This is a genomic window from Acidiluteibacter ferrifornacis (assembly GCF_009909615.1).
Taxonomy (GTDB): Bacteria; Bacteroidota; Bacteroidia; order Flavobacteriales_E; family Vicingaceae; genus Acidiluteibacter; species Acidiluteibacter ferrifornacis.
The window spans coordinates 44,926-68,284 of sequence record NZ_WWNE01000008.1 but is presented as its reverse complement, the minus strand read 5'-3'; the positions used below and the strand labels follow the sequence as shown (position 1 = coordinate 68,284).

Below are 23,359 nucleotides of genomic sequence, written 5' to 3'. Positions count from 1 at the left end.
TCTAATATACTGATTTTTAAAAACCGAACTATTTGAACTTTTTAATTTCTCCAGATTTAATTCGCTGGAAATAGGAAATCATATCAGTTCTAACTTCTTTAGACAAAATCAACAGACCTAGAATGTTTGGGAATGCCATACCAAGAATCATTAAATCTGAAAAGTCGAGAACCGCACCAAGTCCAACTGAAGAACCAATAACAATAAAAATTAGAAAGATTAACTTGTAAGTATTTTCTGCTGTTTTGCTTTTTCCAAATAAGTAGGTCCACGCTTTTAGTCCATAATAAGACCATGAAATCATGGTGGAAAAAGCAAATAGAAAAATCGCAATTACTAAAACTAATGAAAACCATGGAAAGACAGAACCAAACGCTGCAGACGTCAATTCAGATCCCTCTAACCCGGAAGTTCCGTCTGCATATCCTGTAAATACCAACACTAATGCTGTCATGGTGCAAACCAATACCGTATCTACAAACGGTTCCAATAATGCAACCACACCTTCACTTACAGGTTCATTAGTTTTGGAAGCAGAGTGGGCAATTGAAGCGGACCCTACACCTGCTTCATTAGAAAAAGCTGCTCTTTGAAATCCTACAATTAAGACTCCAATTACTCCTCCTTTAATTGCAGGAGAATTAAATGCACCTTCATATATCTCATAAAATACATCACCTACATTGGCGAAATTAATACCTATTATTATTAGAGCAAAAAGCACATAAATTCCAGTCATAAAAGGCACAATCTTATCAGTAACCTTTGCGATACTTTTGATACCACCAATTATTACGATTCCTACCAAAAGTGCTAAGATGATTCCGAACCAAATACCCATTCCTTCTAGGATAGGAAATTCACCTGACAATTGGGCAAAAGCCTGATTAGCCTGAAACATGTTACCTCCTCCGAAGGAACCTCCAATACAAAGTATTGCAAACAATACTGCCAACACTTTACCTAATCCTCCTAAGCCCTTACGCTTAAGCCCTTCACTCAAGTAATACATTGGCCCTCCTGATACATCACCATCCTTACCTACAACTCTATACTTTACCCCCAGTGTACATTCTGTGAATTTACTTGCCATACCAATTAGTCCTGCAACTATCATCCAAAATGTTGCACCAGGTCCTCCTAAGCTAATTGCGACTGCTACCCCTGCTATATTTCCCAGACCTACGGTACCTGACAACGCAGTTGTCAATGCTTGAAAATGACTAACTTGGCCTTCATCATCTGGATTGTCAAACTTTCCCTTTATTAACTGCATTGCATGGGGCAATCCCATTGCATTAATAAAACGCATTCTAATAGTGAAGAAAATTGCTCCAAGAACCAACCAAACCACTATAAAGGGTATTCCCTTTTTCTGAATATCTCCATTTGGGTGCAATACGGGTTGATGAGTATCATATACAATGGAGGCCATATTTTCAGCCCCTACTTGAATTATATCGTTTATGTTGTTAGAATCAAAAATAGTTTTACCTTCAGCGGTATTGTGTTTCAATTTGCCTTGAGCATTGGCATAAACCTCAATATCCTTGACATTATCTTGCGTTACAATTGCAATCAAATCTCCCTTTTTTACTTGACTACCTTCTTCAATTTTCCATTCCTTCAATATTATTTTTGTAACCTCAGGATTTGACCATCCAGGAGCCTTTACATTCTTTAATTCTGCATATACTACAGGGTCATAAATACCTATCGCAGAAAAAGGATCCCAAAATAAAAAATCACTCATATAACCTACGATAGGTTTAACAAATGAATTGATAGCCTCGGGCCCAGATTTGGTTTCTACTACCCCTGACAACCTAATTTCTGAACCTAATGAATCTCTTACAATTACAGCAAACTCTTCACCTTCAGTAAGTCCGTTAGCAAAATCAGACGATAATTTTACATCTTGTTTATTCCATTTATAAGTGTAAGGAGGAACACCACCATTGACTTTTACTCTTGCTTCCCCATCGTTTATTTCAGGTGATGGATTGTCTGTTGTAACTGTCGCTTTAAACTCAGAGGCCGATACGTTTGCACTAATGAATAAAAAAGCTAATAAATAATTGGTGTATTTAAACATGTATAAAGATTTGAGATTTTTGTTTAGGTAACTTAACAAATATATTGTTTTTTTTATGCTTGCAATTGGTTCTCGAGTATTTGCAATCCTTCCTCAAAAGAGTGAGGGTTATACCCTAATTCTGAAATTGCTTTATCTAAAATAAATCCAGTCTTAGGTGGTCTTTTAGCAGCTTGGCTAAGGGTGCTTGAACTCACCTCTTTAATAGATATAGTATTCAAATGAAAATAGTTAGCAACTCTTTTTACTAACTCAACAATGCTCATTTGATCCTTACCTGACAAATGAAAAACTCCTTCTTTCTCTTTGTCTGCAATTAACAAACATCCTTCCGCTAGATCTTCTGCCAAAGTTGGAGACCGGAATTGGTCATTTACTATACTCAAAGGATCTCCTTTTTCTAATGCTTGTTTGGCCCATAGTACAATATTATTTCTACTCATAGACTCCGCTACACCGTATACTATGATTGTTCTAACTATACTCCATTTAATATTGCTTTCCTCCAACAGTCGTTCTGAGTCAAATTTACTTTGTCCATAAAAACTAAGTGGGTTGGGTTTATCTGTTTCACGGTATGGTCCACTCTTTCCATCAAAAACAAAATCTGTTGATAAATGAATCAAGTGCGAATTGTGCTTTCTTGAGGCATTTATCAGGTGCATCACAGCTTCCACATTCAATTGTCGACACTTTTCCTTTTCGGTTTCACAAACATCAACATTAGTCATTGCTGCGGTGTTAATAACGACATCAGGTTGAAAACTATCAAATACCGCTTCAACGTCATTAACATTAGTTATATCCAACGATTGATAATTATATCCTTTTCTGTCAGACATTCTATTTTCTCCTTGAGAAGTGGCTAATACATCGTAATTCTCCTCTCTAAGGGTTATTAAGTTCTTGATCAGCTTTTGACCAAGCAGGCCATTACTTCCTGTAATAAGTATTCTTTTCAATGAAATCTATTTTATATTTTTTACTACAAATAATTGTTATTATAAGTCCCAAATATTGGTTCTTTTCTTAGAAAAAACATGCTTAAAAAGCTCCTTGTGTTCCAAAATAAATGCCATTGATAGGTATATCAAAAAAGACAATCCTACTGAAATAAAGGAAAAATAAATAAAGAATAAACGAATCCTTTGAATTTTAATTCCAAGTTTTTCGCCCCACCATTCGCATACCCCAAATGCATTTCTTTCAAATATTTCTTGAATCCTCTTCTTCATGAATCAACTTCTAATTATTTTATTTCCGATAGCACAATTTAAGCAATTTTTATTTTTACAATAGGCAACACTCAATTGGATTAATGATTGTGAAGTAAAAGCATTTTTGGAATCAATTCCAAATGACTTGAAGTGTGAAATTATTGTATTATCCTCAGAACGCAATTCTTCTAGAAAACGGACGGCTCGTTCGATAATTTGATCATCTCCTATTTTCTTCCCGTAAGCAAACATTACTGGCACCACTGCATTAATGATTAAAATTCTTTTACCTGAAATCCCTAGATTAGTGTATTTGTTCTGTTTGGAAGGTTTATCAAATAGAAAATGATTCTCCCAATATTCATTTGCTCGAGTGTCAAACAATTCTATCATCTCATTAATAGTGCTTGTCTTTAATATCAACGCAAACATTTTTTTATGTCGAAAAACTAAACTAGCAAACTGAGACAACCGAATCGTAGGAAAATTAGCAGGTCGTAACCTTAAAAATTTCCAACTACTGCCATTGAGTTCAAAAAGTCTATGTTTTGATTTCAAAAAATTGTATTCTGTTTTTAATCGATTTGGATATTCATCAACAAAATTCTTATTTAAAAGCCCAGCTTGCCCAAAAAGCAGCGCTTCGATTTGAAATTGTTGTTCATACTTAGAATATAATTGAAAAGGCACATTAATAGCTAATTGGTAAAATGGTTCACTATTCACTTTAAAACCAAAATATTTTGCCAACCAGATATAAAATACACTTTCCCAGTCCCCATTTAGTTGCGACAATGTTTGATTAATGGGGCTCACCTTAGCTTCTAACCTTTCAATGAGCAAACGATCTAACCAATTTTTTAAAGTAAATGAATCTATATTAGAGAGACTATTTCTACAGGATAACCAATCAGTCTCTAACATCAACCGATCATAATTTGAAACGACTACCTCAGGAATTAATGATTTAAGCTCTAAAACTGGAATTTCAGAACCATCCCTTAGAAATACCGGCTTGTCATATTTGTAAACCACATGGAGTATAACACTTTCATAATCCTTATCTAGGTCGTGCTTATGCGCATACCAGTCAGAGGAATTAATGTGGACCTCCACATTACCAGCCCAATCTCTGTCATCAATTACTAATCTAGCGTTTAAAAAATCAGGACCTGCATCTTGGTTGTGCACTCCTATCGACTTTACTGTAATCTGTTCGCCTTTTGTTCCAACCAGTTCTACTGTATTGAAATTTTGAAATTTCCAGATATAATGTAGAAAGTCTTCTTTCATTTTTTGCTTTAAATTACTCCAAATTTCTTTAAGTAACCTTCCATTTCTTGTTGAAGCTCTTTTGCTTTTTCACCAGCTACAGTTGCAAAGCTTTCTGATTGATCGGCATAAATAACCCCTCTACTAGAATTAACCAATAGTCCACAGTCTTTATTCATACCATTCATGGCCACTCCTTCTAAACTACCGCCTTGAGCACCTACACCAGGAACTAGCAGAAAATTATCAGGAGCCAACTTTCGTATATTCTTCAACATCTCTGGGCGAGTGGCACCAACGACAAACATTAAGTTCTCTGGATTTCCCCAAGTACTCGCCTTTTCAATTACTTTTTCATATAGTTTCAGTCCAGTAGAATTAGATGTCATAAACTGAAAATCTAACGCTCCTTCATTGGAAGTCAATGCCAATAAAATAACAAACTTATTTTCGTATGATAAAAAAGGTAAAACTGAATCACTCCCCATATATGGAGCTACTGTTATTGAATCAAAATCCATTTGCTCAAAAAAAGCACGAGCATATAACTTTGAAGTATTTCCAATATCTCCTCGTTTGGCATCTGCAATCGTGAAAATATCCTTTGGTATATAATTCAATGTCTTTTCTAAGCTCGACCAGCCTTTACTACCCAAACTTTCATAAAAGGCAATATTGGGTTTATAAGCTACACAATAATCCTTAGTAGCATCAATAATTGCTTTATTGAATTCATATATAGGATCTTCTGTTTCCTTTAAGTGATTGGGAATTTTTTCAATATCTGTATCTAACCCTACGCATAGGAAACTTTTCTTTGCTTTGATATGGGCAACTAGTTCTTGTCTATTCATGTCTTATTCAATTGATCCTTCCTTCATCTTTTCAGTATTCTCCGCCATTTTTAATGCATCACTTATTTCATCTAAAGCGCCACCATTAATAATTGCATCTAAATTATATACCGTCAAATTAATTCTATGGTCAGTTACTCTACCTTGAGGGTAGTTGTAGGTTCTTATTTTTGCAGAACGATCACCAGAAGAAACTAAAGTTTTACGATGCTCTGCCCTCTCTGCATTCTTAATAGCTAATTCCTTTTCATACAACCTAGATCTTAATACCGTCAAGGCCTTTTCGTAGTTCTTGATCTGACTTCTCCCCTCTTGACATTCTACTACTGTATTAGTGGGTATGTGTGTTAACCGAACTGCAGATTCCGTTTTATTAACGTGTTGCCCACCAGCCCCAGACGACCTAAAGGTATCTTTCTTTACATCTGACATATTTAATTTAATATCGACTTCATCTGCTTCTGGAAGAACAGCTACTGTAGCTGCAGAAGTATGCACTCTACCTTGTGTCTCTGTTTGCGGCACTCGTTGTACGCGGTGAACCCCGGATTCATATTTTAACGTTCCGTAGATATCATCACCACTTACACTAAATGACACCTCCTTAAAACCACCTGAAGTTCCTTCATTCATTGATAGCACTTCATATTTCCACCCTTTAGATTGTACAAATCGAGTATACATATTGAAAAGATCTCCAGCAAAAATAGCTGCTTCATCACCTCCTGTTCCACCACGAATCTCTACTATAACATCCTTCGAATCTTCCGGATCTTTTGGTATCAACATGTATTTAATTTTCTCCTCTAATTCATCTCTCTTTTCTATTAACTCATCCAGTTCCATTTTTGCCATTTCACGAAACTCTTCATCTTTTTCTTTGGCCAAAATATCTTTAGAGGAAACAATATTTTCTAAAACGTTTTTGTATTCTTCATACGTTACTACAAAAACCTCAAGATCTTTATACTCCTTATTCAGTTTAACATAACGATCCATATCTGAAATAATTTCAGGATCAACGATCAACTGTGCTACTTCGTCCCAACGCTCTTTAATGGATTGTAGCTTTTGTAATAGATTACTCATAGTTCTTAATAAATAAATTCACCAAATTCACTCTTAATCGTCAGTTTCCTTTGATCACACTGCTCAACTCTTCCTACAATTTTCGCTTCCACATTAAAAGATTGAGAAATATTAATAATATCCTGAGCAATAGACTCATCAACGTACAATTCCATTCGATGTCCCATGTTAAAGACCTTATACATTTCACTCCAATCTGTTCCCGATTGCTCTTTTATCAATTTAAATAAAGGGGGAACCTCAAAAAGGTTATCTTTTATGACATGAACATTATCCACAAAGTGAAGCACTTTTGTTTGGGCTCCACCACTGCAGTGAACCATTCCATCAATCTTTCCTTTATACTTCTCTAGAATTTGTTTAATAATTGGCGCATATGTTCTTGTTGGTGACAATACCAACTTACCTATATCAATAGAAACACCTTCCAGACGATCTGTTAAAGCATATTTTCCAGAATAAGTTAAATCATCGGGAATTGCAGCATCATAAGTTTCAGGATACTTTTCTTTAATCGCACTACCAAAGACATCATGACGAGCACTAGTTAAACCATTACTTCCCATCCCTCCATTATACTCTGTCTCATAAGTAGCCTGACCAAAAGAAGCCAATCCAACTATTACATTGCCTGATTTGATATTATGATTTGAGATTACATCCGCTTTTTTCATTCTGCATGTCACTGTAGAATCGACAATAATAGTTCGAACCAAATCCCCTACATCTGCGGTTTCTCCACCGGTAGAATATATCCCAATTCCTTGACTTCTTAAATCTGCCAAAACTTCCTCAGTTCCATTTATGATAGCAGAGATTACTTCACCTGGCACTAAGTTTTTATTTCTACCAATCGTAGATGAAACTAATATATTATCTACTGCTCCCACGCACAATAAATCATCAGTGTTCATGATAATGGCATCTTGTGCGATTCCTCTCCAAACTGCTACATCACCAGTCTCTTTCCAGTAAGCATAAGCCAACGAAGATTTCGTACCTGCGCCATCTGCGTGCATCACAATACAATGATCATCACTTCCAGTTAAAGTATCAGGGACTATCTTACAGAATGCCTGTGGAAACAATCCTTTATCTACATTCTTAATGGCATTGTGCACATCCTCTTTGGATGCGGAAACACCTCTCTGTGCGTATCTTTCTTTATTACTCATGTGTTAAAATAAAAAAACATCCCCTTCGAAAAAGACGAAAGGGACGTTTAGTATCATAATTTATTTTGCGCTACTCCTCTCCTTCAGGAGCAGTATCTTCTTTTTGTTCATTAGTAGACCCGTTTTCCTCTGTTGGGGTTGATTCCTCAGTAGGAACTTCATCTTGAGGTGTTCCCTGATCCATTTTCGGAGTAGGAGCACTATTCTTAGGTATATAATCTGTTCTTAAGATAGAGAATTCCGTTCTTCTATTCAATTGATGAGCTGCTTCACGCTCTTCCTCGGTTGCCATTGCATTAATCTCAGCATCTGTGATCAATAGAGCATTTTCACCATATCCTTTAGGAACCATTCTATCCTCTGCAATACCAAGGCTTACCAAATAATTTACAGCAGACTCTGCTCGACCTTGAGATAGTTTTAAGTTATACGGACCACTACCTCTACTATCTGTATTTGCTTTTAATTCAATAACGATATTAGGGTTATCTACTAAAATTCCATACAAGTAATTTAATGAATCTTTCGCTTGTTGAGTCAAAGTCGTTTTATTGAATTCATATAAAATCTCAGGAAGCTTAATTGGGTCTTTAGTAATTGGCTGCAATTCGTATAAGTGAGAGAACTGCTTACTTTCTTCGATATCAACTGTTGTCTCATTACCTTTCGCCTTTAAAAACCCCGGTTTTGTTACAGAAATCGAGTAGGAAGTATTTGGCTTGATGTAAGGATCTCCAGCATTATCTGCAAACTCAAAGGTACCAGCAGCATCAGTTTCTGCTTCTGCGGTTGTTCCATCAGTTCCAATTAAAGTAACAGTAGCGGCAACCAATGGCTCTCCTGTTTCAAGATTTTTTACTAACCCGTTCAACTTAAAGAATAATGGTGGTTCAGAAAATGACCAAATATCATCCTCCCCTTTACCTCCTTGACGACTAGTTGTAAAGTATCCTCTATTTTGATTTCCATTAAAAATGATTCCAAAGTCATTCGCATTTGAATTTATTGGAGATTTCATATTTTGTGGATTCCCCCATTTATTTTCTCCTAAAGACTCTGCACTAAATATATCCAATCCACCCATTCCAGGCAAGCCATCAGAAGCGAAATAAAGTGTTCCATCTTCCTTAATGTATGGAAACATTTCGTCGCCCTTGGTATTGATGTCTGAGCCTAAATTAATTGGCTCCGACCACCCTTTAGATCTAGATATCAAAGTAGTATACCACAAATCCTTACCACCATAACCACCTTCTAAATCTGCAGCAAAAATCAATGTTTTATCATCGCTAGATAATGCTGGATGACCAATCGTGGTGCTGTCATTACCAATGGCAATAGCTTCTTCCTGACCAAATGCATTACCCATCTTTTTCGCCTGATAAATCTTACATCCGAAATATCCCTTTTTATCAACCATACATCTAGTAAAATAGATTGTATTTCTACGTTGATTCATTACCGCTGATCCTTCTTCACTTTCGGTGTTAATACCTTCTACTAACTTAGGCTCACTCCACTTCCCTTTTCTATCAACAGATGAAACATATAAATCGGCAAAGCTCTGACCAGTAACAGCCGAAACGCCTGAACCTGTAGCACCTTCTCTTAATGAAGTAAAGATAATTTCTTCGTTATTTTTATCTGCAAAAGTTGGAGAAAAATCATATCCTTCAGAGTTCAGTAAACTCATAGGCTCTACCACATACTTTGTAGGTTGATCTTTCCATTTCTGTGCATCTTGTGCTGACTTCACACCTTGCTCTCCTCTTGGATCTTCAGGAACCTCGGCGATATACTTTTTAAATTGCACAATAGCTTCATCATACTTCCCGTTGAGCATTTTCATCTCACCCAAATGAAGATACGATAATGGGTTGTTATAACGCGCCAAAATAGCCTTATCATACCAAACTTCAGCTTGCTCTGCTTGGTCACTTAATCGATATGACTCTGCAATTTTAAATATGATTTCAGCTTTAACATCTCTACCCTTCTCTTTGGTGTAAGCTTTCTTATACATTTCGATAGCATCAAAATACTTCCCTTCTTTGTACAGGGCATGATCTGCTTCTTCCAAAAAATTCTTTTGAGCGCTAATATTCAGGGAGAAAATAAAAGCAAAGAAAAATAGACCTACTAATTTGTTATAGTTCATAGAGGTGAATTAAGGTTTTTTTTACACAACGGGTGCTAAAATAAACAAATCTTTTTAATGATACAATGAAGTTTATTAAAGTAAAATCAATCATGTCCGCTCAATAGCGGTACATGATTAAATTCCAATACTATTTAGTATAAAGCAATTCTCTGTATTTTGGCAAAGGCCACATCTCATCATCTATTGTCAATTCTAATTTATCGACACTTTTTCTTATGATATCAAAGAAAGGTTTCACCTTCAAACTATACTCTTTAGCTCTTTCTTCGGCAGACTCCAAATTGTTAATTCTCTTTCGTTCTACACGCATTTTCTCAGCGTTCTCAGATATAATTTGAATATGATTAGAAATAGCTGCTATCATTTCCAATTGATTCTTTGCATTCTTCTTAAAATCGGCAGCGTCATATATTGTCTTTAGCCCTTTTACATTATTGATTAGAATATTTTGATAACGTATGGCAACAGGAATAATATGATTAATTGCCAAATCTCCCATTACTCTTGATTCAATTCGGATAACCGTTGTGTAATTATCCAATGCTATTTCGTGTCTAGCTTCTAATTCTCTATGTGTAAGCACCCCTTGTGAAGCAAACAAATCGATAGTTTTCTGTTCCTTCATTACATCCAATGCATGTGGAGCAGAATTAATATTATTTAATCCTCTTTTAGCAGCCTCTTTCAACCATTCTTCTCCGTATCCATTTCCTTCAAATCTAATTTTCTTAGACTCCACAACATACCTTCTCAGCACTTTAAAAATAGCATCATCCTTTTTATCTCCCTTAGATATTAAAGCATCTACATCTTCTTTAAAATCGACTAATTGTTTAGCAACAATAGTATTGATTATGGTCATGGCATTTGCACAATTCGCCGTTGAACCAACTGCTCTGAATTCAAACTTATTACCGGTAAAAGCAAAAGGAGAAGTTCTGTTTCGATCTGTATTATCCAACAAGATTTGAGGGATTTTACCAATATTCAATTTTAATTCAGTTTTTTCATCTGCTGACAATGCCTTATTCTCGCTCACTTTGGCTTCTAATTGATTCAGCACTTTTGTTAACTGAGACCCTATAAAAACAGAAATTATAGCGGGTGGAGCTTCATTAGCACCTAAACGATGTTCATTACCAGGGGTTGCTATTGAAGAACGCAACAAGTCTGCATTATCGTGTACTGCTTTGATCGTATTTATAAAGAAAGTCAAGAACCTTAAGTTGGATTTTGGGGTACTTCCGGGGCTCAATAAATTCACACCAGTATTGGTACTTAAAGACCAGTTATTGTGTTTCCCAGAACCATTAACACCTGCATAAGGCTTCTCATGTAACAACACTTTAAAATTGTGTTTACGCGCCACTCGATCCATTATGTCCATTAACAGTTGGTTGTGATCTACAGCTAAATTAGCCTCCTCAAAGATAGGAGCACATTCAAATTGATTAGGTGCAACTTCGTTGTGACGTGTTTTTACGGGAATTCCTAATCGCATACATTCGATTTCCAACTCACGCATAAACGCACTAGCCCTCTCTGGAATCGCTCCAAAGTAATGATCTTCTAATTCTTGACCTTTAGCAGGCGAATGACCAAAAACAGTCCTTCCTGTTGTAATTAAATCAGGGCGTGCATTAAATAAAGCAATGTCAACTAAGAAGTATTCTTGTTCCCAACCTAACGTAGCAATTACTTTGTTTACATTTTTATCAAAGTATTGATTGACATCTACCGCTGCTTTATCAACAGCATGTAAAGCTTTAAGAAGCGGCATTTTGTAATCTAAAGACTCTCCTGTATATGAAATAAATATTGTTGGTATACATAGTGTTTTTCCTATAATAAAAGCAGGAGAAGAAGGATCCCAGGCTGTATAACCTCTGGCTTCGAAGGTGTTTCTAATCCCCCCATTTGGCAAACTGGAGGCATCTGGCTCTTGTTGAACCAATTGATTCCCATCAAAACGTTCTACCACATTATTATCACAAATTGGTTCAAAAAAAGCATCATGCTTTTCAGCAGTTGTCCCTGTTAAAGGTTGAAACCAGTGGGTGTAGTGCGTACAACCTTTTTCCATTGCCCATGACTTCATAGACGATGCTACTAAATCAGTTATTTTACGCTCAACTCTTGTTCCCTTATCAATTGCCTCTACTACTGCCTTATAAATATCTTTTGGCATATATTGGCTCATTGCATCTTTATCAAATACATGAACACCATAGTAGTCAGAAACTTTTGCTGATGGGTAATTTACTTCTTTTGGCGCGCGAGACATAACAGCCTCTAATGCTTTAAAACGAACGGTAGACATACAATTAAATTTGAGGTGAATTATTCAACAAATTTAATTAGATAATCAACACGCCAACTATAAAAAGCAATTTTTTTCAATCACCCCTCCCATTTTTTATCTCCCCATTCAAAAAAAGTGTAGTTTATTTTACAAAACCCCTTATAAATTGAGTCTAGAATAGAGAATAAATATAAATTACATAAAACACAACAAGAAAAACACCTTTCATTCTTGAAACTTGCTTTCCAAAATAGATTAATGGAAAAATAAGAGCCGAAATACCGACTAAAACATAATTATCAAAATTGATAATACTTTGGGAGACATCAATAGGGTGAATCATAGCAGTAATTCCTAAAATAGCCAATAGATTAAAGATGTTTGAACCAATTAAATTGCCAATTGAAATATCAGCCTCCTTCCTATATGCAGCAACACATGAGGTTATTAACTCCGGGAGACTTGTACCAAAAGCGACAATTGTTAACCCAATCACGCGTTCAGTCACCTCAAATTTACGTGCAATATCAACAGCCCCTTCTAACATCAAATCAGCTCCAAATACAAGTCCTAGCGCTCCTAAACCTATAAAAAAAACAGCTTTCCAAATTGGCATCGACTTCACACTCTCATCCAACTCTTCTGCCATTGCAGGTAGCTGATGATTTTTCCTACTATTGTATATCAACCATGTAATGAAAACCACTAAAGAAGAAAATAAGACAACACCCTCTATGGCTGACAACACTCCATCAATAACAAAAGAAACAAACAACAAAGTAGAGAACATCATCATCGGCCAATCCGTCCGAATGGTTGCTCTTTGAACTGCTATTGGGAATATTATTGCAGTTAGACCTAAAATTAAGGCAATATTTGAAATATTAGAGCCAACTATTGCACCCACAGTAATATCAGGAAAACCGCTTAAGGCAGCATCTACACTTACAAGCAATTCTGGCGCAGAAGTACCGAAAGAAACAATTGTCATTCCTATAACCAAAGAAGACAATTTAAATTTCAAAGCCAATGAAACAGCCCCTTTAACTAAGAAGTCTCCACTTAGAATTAACAGTAAAAAACCACCGACGAGAAAAAGAGTGGATAACAACATCAGTTACTAGAATTATTCTTCCTAGGCTGGCTATTAATATCTTTCGTAATATTAATTTCATCATTTACCACCTTAGAACTTTTCCTAATTTCCTCTTGTATATCTGAAGTTGCATTTTTAAATTCTCGAATTCCTTTCCCAAGACCTCTGGCCAATTCAGGAATTTTCTTTGATCCAAAAAACATAATGATTACGAGGATAATCACAAATAACTCGGGAGTACCGATATTGAAAAAAAGCAATATTGAATTCAACATATTAAGATAATTTGAAACAAAATTATATAAAAAGCCCCACTCCTCTATTGAAGAATGGGGCTTAATCAAATAATATATTTATTACTTACCTTTCTTTTGCTCATCTCTTTTTGCAAGGTCAACTACAACAGGAGTTGCAATGCAAAGTGAAGAATATGTTCCAACAATTACACCAACTAATAGCGCAAATGCAAATCCACGAATAACTTCTCCACCGAATAAAAATATCATTAACAATACGAAAATTGTACTCAATGAGGTGTTGAAAGTCCTACTTAAAGTACTATTTAATGCATTATTAATCGTTTCTTCCATAGGCGCTTTTTTATGCATACCTAAATATTCTCTAATCCTATCAAAAACAACAACAGTATCATTTATAGAATAACCTACAACAGTCAAAATTGCGGCTATAAATGCTTGATCAATTTCTAAAGAGAAAGGTAATATACCATAGAAAATTGAGAAGATTGCTAAAACAATCAAAACATCATGAAAAATAGCAACAATTGCCCCAAGGCCATATTGCCATTTTCTAAACCTAAACACAATGTACAAAAATATGATAACCAATGAGAATGCAATCGCCCAAAAAGAAGAAGACTTAATATCATCCGCAATAGTAGGACCGACTTTCTGAGAACTCATAATTTCATAATTAAGGTTCATTTGAGCCAACCCTTCATTTAACTTACCTTCAACTTGATCATCAGCATCAATATCTTCGCTATCGATAAGGTATGAAGTTGTAATTTTAACTTGGTCGGCATTACCAAATGTTTTAACTTCAGGTGACAAATTAACACCACTTGCAGTCACAAAAGCATCTTGCAAAGAGTTTCTAACATCAGTAGTATTTACCTCTTGATCAAAACGTACTAAGTAAGTTCTACCACCAGTAAAATCAATTCCGTAGGACAAACCTTTAGTTGCAAATGATCCAATTCCAACTAGAATCAAAATACCAGAGAAGATATAAAACTTCTTTCTATTGGTTACGAACTTCAATGCAATATTTTGGAAAGCACCTTCAGTAAATGATGTAGAAACAGTTATTTTCTTTTTATTATCTAATCTCCATGCGAATATCAATCTTGTAATAAAAATAGCTGAGAATAAAGAGGTGAAAATACCAATCACTAAAGTTTTAGCGAAGCCTTCAACAGGACCTGTACCGAAGAACCAAAGAATTGCTCCGGTTAACAACGTTGTGACATTCGCATCTAAAATGGAAGAGTAAGCATTCTTATATCCATCCTCAATCGCCAATCGAGCACCTTTACCAGCCGCCAACTCCTCTCTGATTCGCTCATAGATAAGAACGTTCGCATCTACCGACATACCAATTGTCAATACAATACCTGCAATTCCTGGCAAAGTCAATGCTATGTTGGTAGAAGCTAAAACCCCTAGAACAAAGAATAAGTTTGCTAAAAGCGCAATATCTGATGCTAAACCAGCTTTACCGTAATAGAAAACCATGTAAATAAGTACAATCACCAAGGCAATCATAAATGATGATAAACCTGAAGTTATTGCTTCTTGACCCAACGAAGGACCTACGATAGCTTCTTCTACGATTTTAGCAGGAGCCGGCAACTTACCTGCCTTTAAGATATTAGCAATTAATTTTGCCTCATCAATAGTAAAGTCTCCTTCTATTGAAGAAACACCACCAGAAATTTCTTGATTAACATTTGGGAAAGAGTAAACGTAATTATCCAGAACAATTGCAATACTAGAACCAACATTACTTTTTGTGATTGCTTTCCACTCTTTTGCGCCGACAGCATCCATTTTCATGGTAATCTCTGGACGTCCCCCCATCGGGCTAAAGTCTTGAAATGCATCAGTAATAACATCTCCTTCTAAGGGTGCCTTACCATCTCTATTGTTAACCTTAATTGCTATCAACTGAAGAAATTGCTCAGCATCATCATAAGGCTTTGCAGTCCACAACAACTTCAACTTAGAAGGGAACATTGCTTGAATCTCTTCCATTCTCAGATATTCATTAACCTTAGCAGTATCTGAAATTCTTGAAAAACCGACTGCAGGACCATTACCAGGGCTATAGCTACCTTGTTCATTCTGAAAGATAGCAGGAGTTAAAACTGCAAACAAAGGATTCTCCTTTGTGAACTCTTCTAATGATTGTTGGTTTTGACCTAAACTATCTGTGTCATTTCCTGCAGATATCAAATCCGTTAAGTTCTCCTCCTCTACAACAGCAGTATCCACTAATGTTGAGTCTGCTGAAAGTAATTCCTCATTATTTTCAGCTATTTCTACAGTAGTATCAGCAATGATAGCATCAGCAGAATCTATCTCAATTACCTTATCAGACTCCTCTCCCAACAACAAGCCCTTTAGCTTAGTATTAGCCTCCGCCAACATTGGATATACTTCTTGGTTCTCATAAGTCTCCCAGAATTCCAATTTAGCAGTCCCTTGAAGTAATTGTCTTACTCTATCTTTATCCTTAACACCTGGCAATTCCACCAAAATTCGGTCGGAAGCCGCCAATTTTTGAATATTAGGTTGAGCAACTCCAAATAGATTTACCCTCGTTCTTAAAACTTCAAAACTTCTATCGAAAGCAGACTCCGCTTCTTCGCGAATAAAAGCAATTACTTCTTCATTTGAAGCACTTCTTTCAATTCGATCTTTATTCTCAAGCGTATAAAAAATAGCTGTCATTTGTTTATCAACAGCCACTTCTTTCCAAGCACTTTCAAAAAGAGTTACATAATCCTCATCACTTTCTTTTTTCAATTCCTTAGCTCGATCGATTACTCTTGTAAAAGTTTCATCTTGGCTGTTTGAAGCTAATGCTTTTACTACATCCTCAACAGAAACCTCTAAGGTCACGTTCATACCTCCTTTTAGGTCAAGACCTAAGTTCAATTCATTTTTCTTACTTTCTGCATAAGTAAATCCAAAAATTGGATACACTTCTACTGAAGACATAGAATCTAAATATCTTTCTTCAGCCTTTGGGTCTCCATTCGAGTAATCTTTTGCATCAGCTTCTACTCCGGATACTACCCAAGTAAACGATAATTGATAAAGACAAGCTAGTGATAGCAATACGATGAAAGTCCAGATTAAACCTTTGTTCTGCATTTTATTAGTATTTGTGCGTCAAAATTAAGCGTGCAAATATAGAATTTCCATTAGTAATTAACAATTTTGATGTACTTTTATATTTAGATTATTTTTTATTTAAAATATTGAGCGATATAGACAACCTTTAAAACCCTTTCATCGTCTACTTCCTTGAGTTAAAATTAACTATCGAAATCATGCAATTCTCAAGAAAAACTACCATCATTTTTGTAATGTTTCTTTTTCACCAGCTTTGCTTCGGACAATTTACGTACGAATTAGCTGACACCATACAGGTTTCAGAAAATGGGAAATTATTAAAATCAGCACTTGCAGGTGGATTCAATGCCCCTCAATTTAATAATATTGACTTGGATGGTGATGGCAAAATGGATTTAATTGTTTTCGATAGGGCAGGACATAAAATCACACCATATCTCAATAAAGGAGGTCTAGGATCAATCAACTATGAATACGCCCCCCAATACCTCAAAATATTTCCGCCATTTATATTCGACTGGATGAAATTAATTGACTACGACTGTGACGGTAGAGCAGACTTATTTCATGGCAATCAATCCAGTAACGTTATCGTGCATCGAAATATTGGCTCAACTGGAAACATTCAATTTGGACCTGGAGAATTACTATTTATTAAGAGTAATTCTAGTTTTCCACAAAATTTAAGTGCTATAAAAACAGATATTCCGGGTATTGCAGACATCGATGGTGACGGAGACATCGACTTTCTAACCTTTGGAGCTACACAACTACTTTATCAAAAGAATGTATCTATGGATTCATTGGGAGTATGTGGGTTAAAGTTTGAGTTAAGAAGTGTTTGTTGGGGAAGTTTTACCGAAGGAGGTCTGGATGAACAAATATTCTTGGACAGTTGTGGTTTCAACACCATTGTAAACCCAGAATTAACGGGTGATGGTACCAAAGGAACTCAACAAAATACCGACAAACATGCTGGCTCCACTGTTACTTTATATGACTTTGATAATAAAAATGGAATGGACCTTTTATTAGGAGACATTTCCTCGTACTCTGTTAAAAGATTGATCAATGGAGACATGTCACCAGACTTTAAATCATCAAAAATAGTTAGTTACGATGGCGTATACCCACCTGACTCACTCAATAGAAACAAAATAGCAATCTTCCCTGCTGCATATATTCAAGATTTTAATAATGATGGAAAAGACGACTTAATTCTAACTGTTAATACTTCTGACGACACAAACGCACTTAATGCTAAGAATATCAGACTATTCCTAAATAATGGAACAGTGGGAAACCCTGACTTTACTTACCTGAAAAGTGATTTCCTTCAAGATGAAATCTTAGATTTTGGTAGAGGATCTCTCCCTACTTTCTTTGATTATAATTCTGATGGCTTGATGGACATTGTTGTTGGCAATGAGTATTATTTAGATGATTCTTCGAAAATCGAAGGTCGATTGGCACTATTGAAAAATGTAGGAACTCTAAATTATCCAAAATTTGAATTAGTTAATCGTAACTATTTACAGATAGACACTCTTCCCTTATTAGGCTTTGGTTCACGTGCCACTAGGAGGCTTTCCACTGCATTTGGCGATTTAGATAATGATGGAGACAAGGATATGATTATTGGTGATGAATCAGGGAAATTACATTATTTTGAAAATGTCGCATCAATTGGTGCTGAGGCCGACTTTAGATTAAGCGAGCAAAATTTTCAGCAAATTGAAGTCGGAGAAAACGCAAATCCAAGAATCTTAGACCTCGATAAAGATGGGAAACTTGACCTGGTCGTAGGAGAAATACTCGGAAACCTTAACTTTTTTAAAAATAGAGGCACTAACGCAAACCCTATTTTCACCTTAAAAATTGACTCAATAATCTGGGAAGGAAACTATATTTATAGGTATTATTTAGGTGGAAACCCTGACCTTTCTGGACTAACCATAAACAAGCGTTATGAAATTACGGAAACCAACATACCAGCAAACAAAGGATTCCTATATTTAACCAGTATAAATCAATCTAACTATTCCTTGACATTCAGAAATTACATCATAGATAGTGACACCATTAATGAAAGCGGGAAAGGTTACATTGGAGTTGTTTATGATTCTATTGGAAATGTCCGAGACTTCATCTCTGATAACCGCAACAGATCCTCTAACAATAGTCAACCTTTATTTTACGAATATCAAGGAAAACTTCAACTATTATCACCTACCAATGACGGGCGAATAAAATCATTTACAGACATAGACTCCAATATTTTTGGTTCTTTCACTTATTATCAGGATAATGCACTTGAGGTAAATCTTGGATACAATTTATCAGGTGACGTTTACGACTTAAACAATGATGGCAAAATTGATATCGTTTTAGGAAACGAGTCTGGAGGAATAAACATACTATATGGCGATGGATTTGTTGGTATTGACGATCAACACCCTTCTTTTCAAAGCTCCAATAAATCAGGGCTTAGCGTATTCCCAAATCCAACGGACGGAGAATTTAATATCCAAATAACCAACTTTAAAGAGGGTAATAATTATCAAATTAAAATATTTGATTTAGTTGGAAAATTAATTTTATCAAAGTCAATAAATCAAGAGATAACTCGACTAGATATAAATCAACAAAACAAAGGGATTTATTTTATTCAATTATTGACCGATGGAAAGGTTAGTCGTTCTGAAAAATTGGTAATCCGCTAATATTCTAACATTAATGTTTTATTCTTAAAGTCGACTACTGCATTCAATTCTTGCAGTAGATCGGCCCCAAGAATACCGTGTATCATAGGAAGATTGAGGCTTTCATAGACATGAATAACATTAGAGAGGTCAAGTACATTTACCATTTTATTCCATAAGGTAATTCCTCCAAATTTCAACTCCTCAATCAGTGCCTTTTGACTTCTGAGTGTCGTATTTCCAATACTCGTAGACTCTTCATCAGTATCATGAATTTGATCTACTAAAAACAAGTCAATAGAATTACTGTCTAAAACTGATTTGGAAGCTCCAGTATCTAACACTAAGTTTACTCTGAAACTATTTACTTCCACTTTTACCAGAAGGTGAATTCCTTCATCAATAACTACAAATTCAATCGGAATAACTACTTGCATTCTGACAAAAAAAAAGGGTGAGAAAATCTCACCCTAAACATAAGTGTTTTATTAAAATTAAACGATATTCATATTATCAAATACATCCATCACTGATTTAACAGCAGCAGCGGACTCTTTTAACAATGCCTTTTCATCATCATTCAAGTCTAACTCAATAATCTTCTCTATTCCATTTTTTCCCAAAACAACTGGAACTCCCAAATAGATATCCTTCATTCCATACTCACCTTGCAACCACGCACAAACAGGGAATACTCTTTTTTGATCTCTAACGATAGCTTCAACCATTTGAGCAGCGGCTGCACCTGGAGCATACCAAGCAGAAGTACCCATAAGGTTAACTAGCTCTCCACCACCTTTCTTGGTACGTTCAACAATTGCATCTAATTTTTCTGAATCGATTAATTCAGTTACTGGGATACCACCAACAGTAGTGTAACGTGGAAGAGGAACCATAGTATCTCCATGACCACCCATTAGCACTGCCTGAATATCCTTTGGTGAAACATCTAAAGCCTCGGCTAAGAAACTTCTGTAACGTGCAGTATCTAATATACCAGCCATTCCAAACACTCTACTTGAATCAACTTTGGCAGTTAAATAAGCCACATAAGTCATTACATCTAATGGGTTAGATACAATGATAATTTTTGAATTAGGGGAGTGCTTAATGATATTTTCAGTTACTGACTTTACGATACCTGCGTTAGTAGAAATTAAGTCATCTCTACTCATACCTGGCTTTCTTGGCAAACCTGATGTAATAACAACTACGTCTGAATTAGCAGTCTTAGTGTAATCATTTGTAGAACCAATTGTTCTAGTATCATACAAATTGATTGGGGAAGTCTCCCAAATATCAAGAGCTTTACCCTCGGCAAATCCCTCTTTAATATCAACTAATACTACTTCATTAGCAAGCTCTTTGTGAGCAATAACATTTGCACATGTTGCACCTACATTACCGGCACCAACTACAGTTACTTTCATTTTATTTTATGTTTTAATAAGAAACTCTAAGGACGTTGCTAAATTAGGAAACCTAAACCTTTAAGGAAAATAAACCACGATTTATTTATTGTAAAAAACACTAAAAAAAAGGAATCAATTAAATTCAAAAGTTGAAGGCAACCTTTGTTACTTTTACCGTCAAAGCAGTATAAAAGTTGAATGGAGCCGATATCGCCTGAAAAGTTAGAAGAAATAGTGGAAGGTTGCGTAAAAGGCAATCGTGATGCGCAGCAAGATCTATACAAGTTGATGTATGGTAAAATGCTAGCAGTGTGCTATCGGTACTCAAGAAGACCAGAAGAAGCTAAAGATTTGCTTCAAGATGGTTTTTTGAAGGTATTTAAAAAAATACATAAGTTCAATAATGCAGGTTCTTTAGAAGGATGGATCAGGAGAATAATGGTTAATAATGCCATTGACTATTATCGATTGAATAAAAATAAGTTTGCTATTTCAGAAGCTAATATCAATGAAGATATGCTCATTGAAGAAGTTGATGAAGATGAATCAATTTATGAAGAAATCAATGCGAAAGACATAATGGAAAGTATTCAGAAGTTGAGCCCTTCTTATCGGACCGTTTTTAGCATGTTCGTGCTAGATGGATATTCCCACAAAGAAATTGCAACCGAATTAAATATTAGTGAGGGCACTTCAAAATCAAATTTAGCTAAGGCAAAAAGAAACCTGAGAACTCTTCTAGAAGATAGAAAAAGATATTAAAATGAAAGAACACGAAAAATATAATAAGTTGATTCAAGACAAACTTGATGGGTTTGAATTTGAATATGATGCGGCTGACTGGACTTCTTTGTCTAAAAAGTTGCCTAAAAAGGGATTTCCTAGCTACCTCAAAATCGCCTCTATATTTGCGGGTGCTTTAATTATTGCGGCAGGCGCTTTTTATTTAAGTAATGATAAAAACATTCAAGAAATTCAATCTCCCCAAACTGAGCAGGCAACTCCAATTTTTGAAGCAGATGAAAATAAACCTACTTTATCCGAAATAGGATCAGATTCTATTTCGCAAGAAAAAGAGAACCTAACTTCCCATGATTTTAAGCAAAATAAACCTAAGAGGTTCAATCAAGATATAGCCGAACAAGATAAAGCATCAGCTGAACAAGTCATTAATTCAGAAGAAAAGTTAGACAACATCCTCAATCAAAATCAAAAAAAGATTTCCAGTGTTAATGAAAATAAAAAGCACTCGATTAAATTACGAATTGAAAAATCTGTTTATTGCATCAATGATTTAATTAAAATACAGACCAGCCAACCACTCAACAGTCATTTTAGCTTCAAGGTTAACAACAAGTCTTTAACTACTTCAGAGTTTATTCCCGAGGTAGAAGGCGATTATAAAATAGAACTACTAGAAGATGGATTAATCGTTGACTCAAAAGCAATTACGATTGCCTCGAAACCTAAATCTAATTTTATTGCTAGCAAGAAAAGTGAAGAATTTGCAAAAATCACTTATAATTTTGAAAGTGAAACTAATGATGAGTATAAGTATGAATGGAGGATCAATGGAGAAGTAGTTTCTAACAAGCCAGATTTTAATAAACACTTTAGAAGATCAGAAAAGATTGAAGTTAAATTAGCAACTGAAAATGCTTCAGGATGCAAATCCAATACACTTAAAACTATACAAATTGAAGAAGACTTCGACATCTATTCATACGATGCTTTTACCCCAAATGGAGACGGTATAAATGATGAATTTATACCAAAAGCGATAGAAGCGAATAATTTGAAATTCGAAATGATGATCTATAGCTTATCAGGTCAATTACTATACAGCACTACTGACTTTTCAAAACCTTGGAATGGGAGACGAAATAACGATGGGGAGTTAATGCCTGTCGGAACGTATTTATGGAAAGTTAATTTATATGATGACAACAACGAAATTCATCCTCATAATGGACAAATTAAAATTGTAAATTTCAAATAAAGAAATTACTAATTATGAATCCCTATTCTAACTAGTTACAAAAAGGAGGTCAAATTGTTTTGAGCTCCTTTTTTAATTTAAATGATTCACCACATTTTATCAAAATCGGTCGGCTGAAATTCAGTAATTCTATCTTTAAACATACTGCCTTCCGTATTTTTTAACTGCAAAGGATTCTTATTACCTAATCGTGACAAATATGCCAATGGCGTTAGCACTAAGTAGAATAAAAGAGTCAGAATAATATTTGGGATAATATAACTTAAAACGTTTGCTAGACACATCCATAACTTCTCGATCCATTTGGATAGAGAAACTGAAACTAAACTAACTCCTCCAATAATGACAGCTGCATAAAGAAATTCATTGACCTCTGACAATATAGAAATCAATGTTAAACCTACAACTATAGTCAGTATTGATTTATCTGTATTCGCCTTCAATTTTTTCATTCAAAATAAGGTGTAAATAAATGGAGCCACAGCGCTGCCTGAACCAAATACAATTAAAAAGCCAATCAACAAAAGAATAATAATCATTGGAGCCAGCCAAAACTTTTTCCTCTCACGCATAAAAAGCCATAAATTTCTAATAAAATCCAT

At 35.2% G+C, this 23,359-nt stretch carries 19 protein-coding genes; 3 read left to right on the top strand and 16 right to left on the bottom strand.

The annotated features are described in order from the left end of the window. Positions 1 to 28 precede the first annotated feature (28 nt). From GQN54_RS10730 to secDF, 12 genes are all read right to left on the bottom strand, one after another. Complete coding sequence (locus GQN54_RS10730) at positions 29 to 2,095, bottom strand: amino acid carrier protein (protein ID WP_160633551.1); 2,067 nt, start codon at positions 2,093 to 2,095, stop codon at positions 29 to 31. A 53-nt stretch (positions 2,096 to 2,148) separates the two neighbouring features. Further along, a complete protein-coding gene (locus GQN54_RS10725; RefSeq protein WP_160633550.1) occupies positions 2,149 to 3,057 on the bottom strand; it encodes an SDR family oxidoreductase in 909 nt (302 codons plus the stop codon). A gap of 39 nt (positions 3,058 to 3,096) precedes the next feature. Continuing rightward, on the bottom strand, positions 3,097 to 3,330 hold the full coding sequence (locus GQN54_RS15320; protein WP_207554882.1) for a PspC family transcriptional regulator: 234 nt from the start codon (positions 3,328 to 3,330) through the stop codon (positions 3,097 to 3,099). 3 nt (positions 3,331 to 3,333) lie between these two features. Beyond that, entirely contained in the window at positions 3,334 to 4,605 is a 1,272-nt protein-coding gene (locus tag GQN54_RS10720) for a DUF2851 family protein (protein ID WP_160633549.1), read from the bottom strand. 8 nt (positions 4,606 to 4,613) lie between these two features. Next, entirely contained in the window at positions 4,614 to 5,438 is an 825-nt protein-coding gene (gene pyrF / locus GQN54_RS10715; protein WP_160633548.1) for an orotidine-5'-phosphate decarboxylase, read from the bottom strand. 3 nt (positions 5,439 to 5,441) lie between these two features. Next, positions 5,442 to 6,527: a peptide chain release factor 1 gene (prfA, locus tag GQN54_RS10710; RefSeq protein WP_160633547.1), complete on the bottom strand. Its 1,086-nt coding sequence runs from the start codon at positions 6,525 to 6,527 to the stop codon at positions 5,442 to 5,444. A 5-nt stretch (positions 6,528 to 6,532) separates the two neighbouring features. Next, on the bottom strand, positions 6,533 to 7,702 hold the full coding sequence (locus GQN54_RS10705) for an AIR synthase related protein (protein WP_160633546.1): 1,170 nt from the start codon (positions 7,700 to 7,702) through the stop codon (positions 6,533 to 6,535). Between the two features lie 70 nt (positions 7,703 to 7,772). Beyond that, on the bottom strand, positions 7,773 to 9,860 hold the full coding sequence (locus GQN54_RS10700; RefSeq protein ID WP_160633545.1) for an OmpA family protein: 2,088 nt from the start codon (positions 9,858 to 9,860) through the stop codon (positions 7,773 to 7,775). 130 nt (positions 9,861 to 9,990) lie between these two features. Further along, complete coding sequence (locus GQN54_RS10695; protein WP_160633544.1) at positions 9,991 to 12,183, bottom strand: glutamine synthetase III family protein; 2,193 nt, start codon at positions 12,181 to 12,183, stop codon at positions 9,991 to 9,993. 154 nt (positions 12,184 to 12,337) lie between these two features. Further along, positions 12,338 to 13,279, bottom strand: a complete 942-nt coding sequence (locus tag GQN54_RS10690; protein ID WP_160633543.1) for a calcium/sodium antiporter — start codon at positions 13,277 to 13,279, stop codon at positions 12,338 to 12,340. Continuing rightward, positions 13,279 to 13,536 carry a Sec-independent protein translocase subunit TatA/TatB gene (locus tag GQN54_RS10685; protein WP_160633542.1) on the bottom strand — a complete coding sequence of 86 codons (258 nt, stop codon included), beginning with the start codon at positions 13,534 to 13,536 and terminating at the stop codon, positions 13,279 to 13,281. Before GQN54_RS10685 ends, GQN54_RS10690 begins: the two co-directional genes overlap by 1 nt. A gap of 81 nt (positions 13,537 to 13,617) precedes the next feature. Continuing rightward, entirely contained in the window at positions 13,618 to 16,662 is a 3,045-nt protein-coding gene (secDF, locus tag GQN54_RS10680; RefSeq protein ID WP_160633541.1) for a protein translocase subunit SecDF, read from the bottom strand. Positions 16,663 to 16,841: 179 nt separating this feature from the next. Here secDF and GQN54_RS10675 point away from each other — a divergent pair, with 179 nt between their 5' ends. After that, on the top strand, positions 16,842 to 19,367 hold the full coding sequence (locus GQN54_RS10675; RefSeq protein WP_160633540.1) for a T9SS type A sorting domain-containing protein: 2,526 nt from the start codon (positions 16,842 to 16,844) through the stop codon (positions 19,365 to 19,367). Here GQN54_RS10675 and GQN54_RS10670 read toward each other — a convergent pair. Together GQN54_RS10670 and mdh are read right to left on the bottom strand one after the other, a co-directional pair. After that, positions 19,364 to 19,783, bottom strand: coding sequence for an aspartyl protease family protein (locus GQN54_RS10670; RefSeq protein WP_160633539.1), 420 nt, complete (start codon positions 19,781 to 19,783; stop codon positions 19,364 to 19,366). The genes GQN54_RS10675 and GQN54_RS10670 overlap by 4 nt on opposite strands. A gap of 57 nt (positions 19,784 to 19,840) precedes the next feature. Next, positions 19,841 to 20,776, bottom strand: coding sequence for a malate dehydrogenase (gene mdh, locus GQN54_RS10665; RefSeq protein WP_160633538.1), 936 nt, complete (start codon positions 20,774 to 20,776; stop codon positions 19,841 to 19,843). Between the two features lie 180 nt (positions 20,777 to 20,956). Between mdh and GQN54_RS10660 the strand changes: the two genes are divergently transcribed. Together GQN54_RS10660 and GQN54_RS10655 are read left to right on the top strand one after the other, a co-directional pair. After that, entirely contained in the window at positions 20,957 to 21,520 is a 564-nt protein-coding gene (locus tag GQN54_RS10660) for an RNA polymerase sigma factor (protein ID WP_160633537.1), read from the top strand. Position 21,521: 1 nt separating this feature from the next. Continuing rightward, positions 21,522 to 22,757, top strand: coding sequence for a T9SS type B sorting domain-containing protein (locus GQN54_RS10655; protein WP_160633536.1), 1,236 nt, complete (start codon positions 21,522 to 21,524; stop codon positions 22,755 to 22,757). A gap of 86 nt (positions 22,758 to 22,843) precedes the next feature. Here the strand turns inward: GQN54_RS10655 and GQN54_RS10650 are convergent, their stop codons facing one another. Both GQN54_RS10650 and GQN54_RS15315 read right to left on the bottom strand, forming a co-directional pair. Continuing rightward, complete coding sequence (locus tag GQN54_RS10650; RefSeq protein ID WP_160633535.1) at positions 22,844 to 23,209, bottom strand: SxtJ family membrane protein; 366 nt, start codon at positions 23,207 to 23,209, stop codon at positions 22,844 to 22,846. Continuing rightward, positions 23,210 to 23,359 carry a DUF5989 family protein gene (locus tag GQN54_RS15315; RefSeq protein ID WP_207554881.1) on the bottom strand — a complete coding sequence of 50 codons (150 nt, stop codon included), beginning with the start codon at positions 23,357 to 23,359 and terminating at the stop codon, positions 23,210 to 23,212.

What these genes read in the sequence shown, in the direction of transcription:
- GQN54_RS10690 (WP_160633543.1), bottom strand. Translation starts at nt 13,279, where the DNA reads ATGTTGTTATCCACTCTTTTTCTCGTCGGTGGTTTTTTACTGTTAATT.
- GQN54_RS15320 (WP_207554882.1), bottom strand. Translation starts at nt 3,330, where the DNA reads ATGAAGAAGAGGATTCAAGAAATATTTGAAAGAAATGCATTTGGGGTA.
- GQN54_RS10660 (WP_160633537.1), top strand. Translation starts at nt 20,957, where the DNA reads ATGGAGCCGATATCGCCTGAAAAGTTAGAAGAAATAGTGGAAGGTTGC.
- secDF (WP_160633541.1), bottom strand. Translation starts at nt 16,662, where the DNA reads ATGCAGAACAAAGGTTTAATCTGGACTTTCATCGTATTGCTATCACTA.
- GQN54_RS10700 (WP_160633545.1), bottom strand. Translation starts at nt 9,860, where the DNA reads ATGAACTATAACAAATTAGTAGGTCTATTTTTCTTTGCTTTTATTTTC.
- GQN54_RS10675 (WP_160633540.1), top strand. Translation starts at nt 16,842, where the DNA reads ATGCAATTCTCAAGAAAAACTACCATCATTTTTGTAATGTTTCTTTTT.
- pyrF (WP_160633548.1), bottom strand. Translation starts at nt 5,438, where the DNA reads ATGAATAGACAAGAACTAGTTGCCCATATCAAAGCAAAGAAAAGTTTC.
- mdh (WP_160633538.1), bottom strand. Translation starts at nt 20,776, where the DNA reads ATGAAAGTAACTGTAGTTGGTGCCGGTAATGTAGGTGCAACATGTGCA.
- GQN54_RS15315 (WP_207554881.1), bottom strand. Translation starts at nt 23,359, where the DNA reads ATGGATTTTATTAGAAATTTATGGCTTTTTATGCGTGAGAGGAAAAAG.
- GQN54_RS10705 (WP_160633546.1), bottom strand. Translation starts at nt 7,702, where the DNA reads ATGAGTAATAAAGAAAGATACGCACAGAGAGGTGTTTCCGCATCCAAA.
- GQN54_RS10720 (WP_160633549.1), bottom strand. Translation starts at nt 4,605, where the DNA reads ATGAAAGAAGACTTTCTACATTATATCTGGAAATTTCAAAATTTCAAT.
- GQN54_RS10695 (WP_160633544.1), bottom strand. Translation starts at nt 12,183, where the DNA reads ATGTCTACCGTTCGTTTTAAAGCATTAGAGGCTGTTATGTCTCGCGCG.
- prfA (WP_160633547.1), bottom strand. Translation starts at nt 6,527, where the DNA reads ATGAGTAATCTATTACAAAAGCTACAATCCATTAAAGAGCGTTGGGAC.
- GQN54_RS10670 (WP_160633539.1), bottom strand. Translation starts at nt 19,783, where the DNA reads ATGCAAGTAGTTATTCCGATTGAATTTGTAGTTATTGATGAAGGAATT.
- GQN54_RS10730 (WP_160633551.1), bottom strand. Translation starts at nt 2,095, where the DNA reads ATGTTTAAATACACCAATTATTTATTAGCTTTTTTATTCATTAGTGCA.
- GQN54_RS10685 (WP_160633542.1), bottom strand. Translation starts at nt 13,536, where the DNA reads ATGTTGAATTCAATATTGCTTTTTTTCAATATCGGTACTCCCGAGTTA.
- GQN54_RS10650 (WP_160633535.1), bottom strand. Translation starts at nt 23,209, where the DNA reads ATGAAAAAATTGAAGGCGAATACAGATAAATCAATACTGACTATAGTT.
- GQN54_RS10655 (WP_160633536.1), top strand. Translation starts at nt 21,522, where the DNA reads ATGAAAGAACACGAAAAATATAATAAGTTGATTCAAGACAAACTTGAT.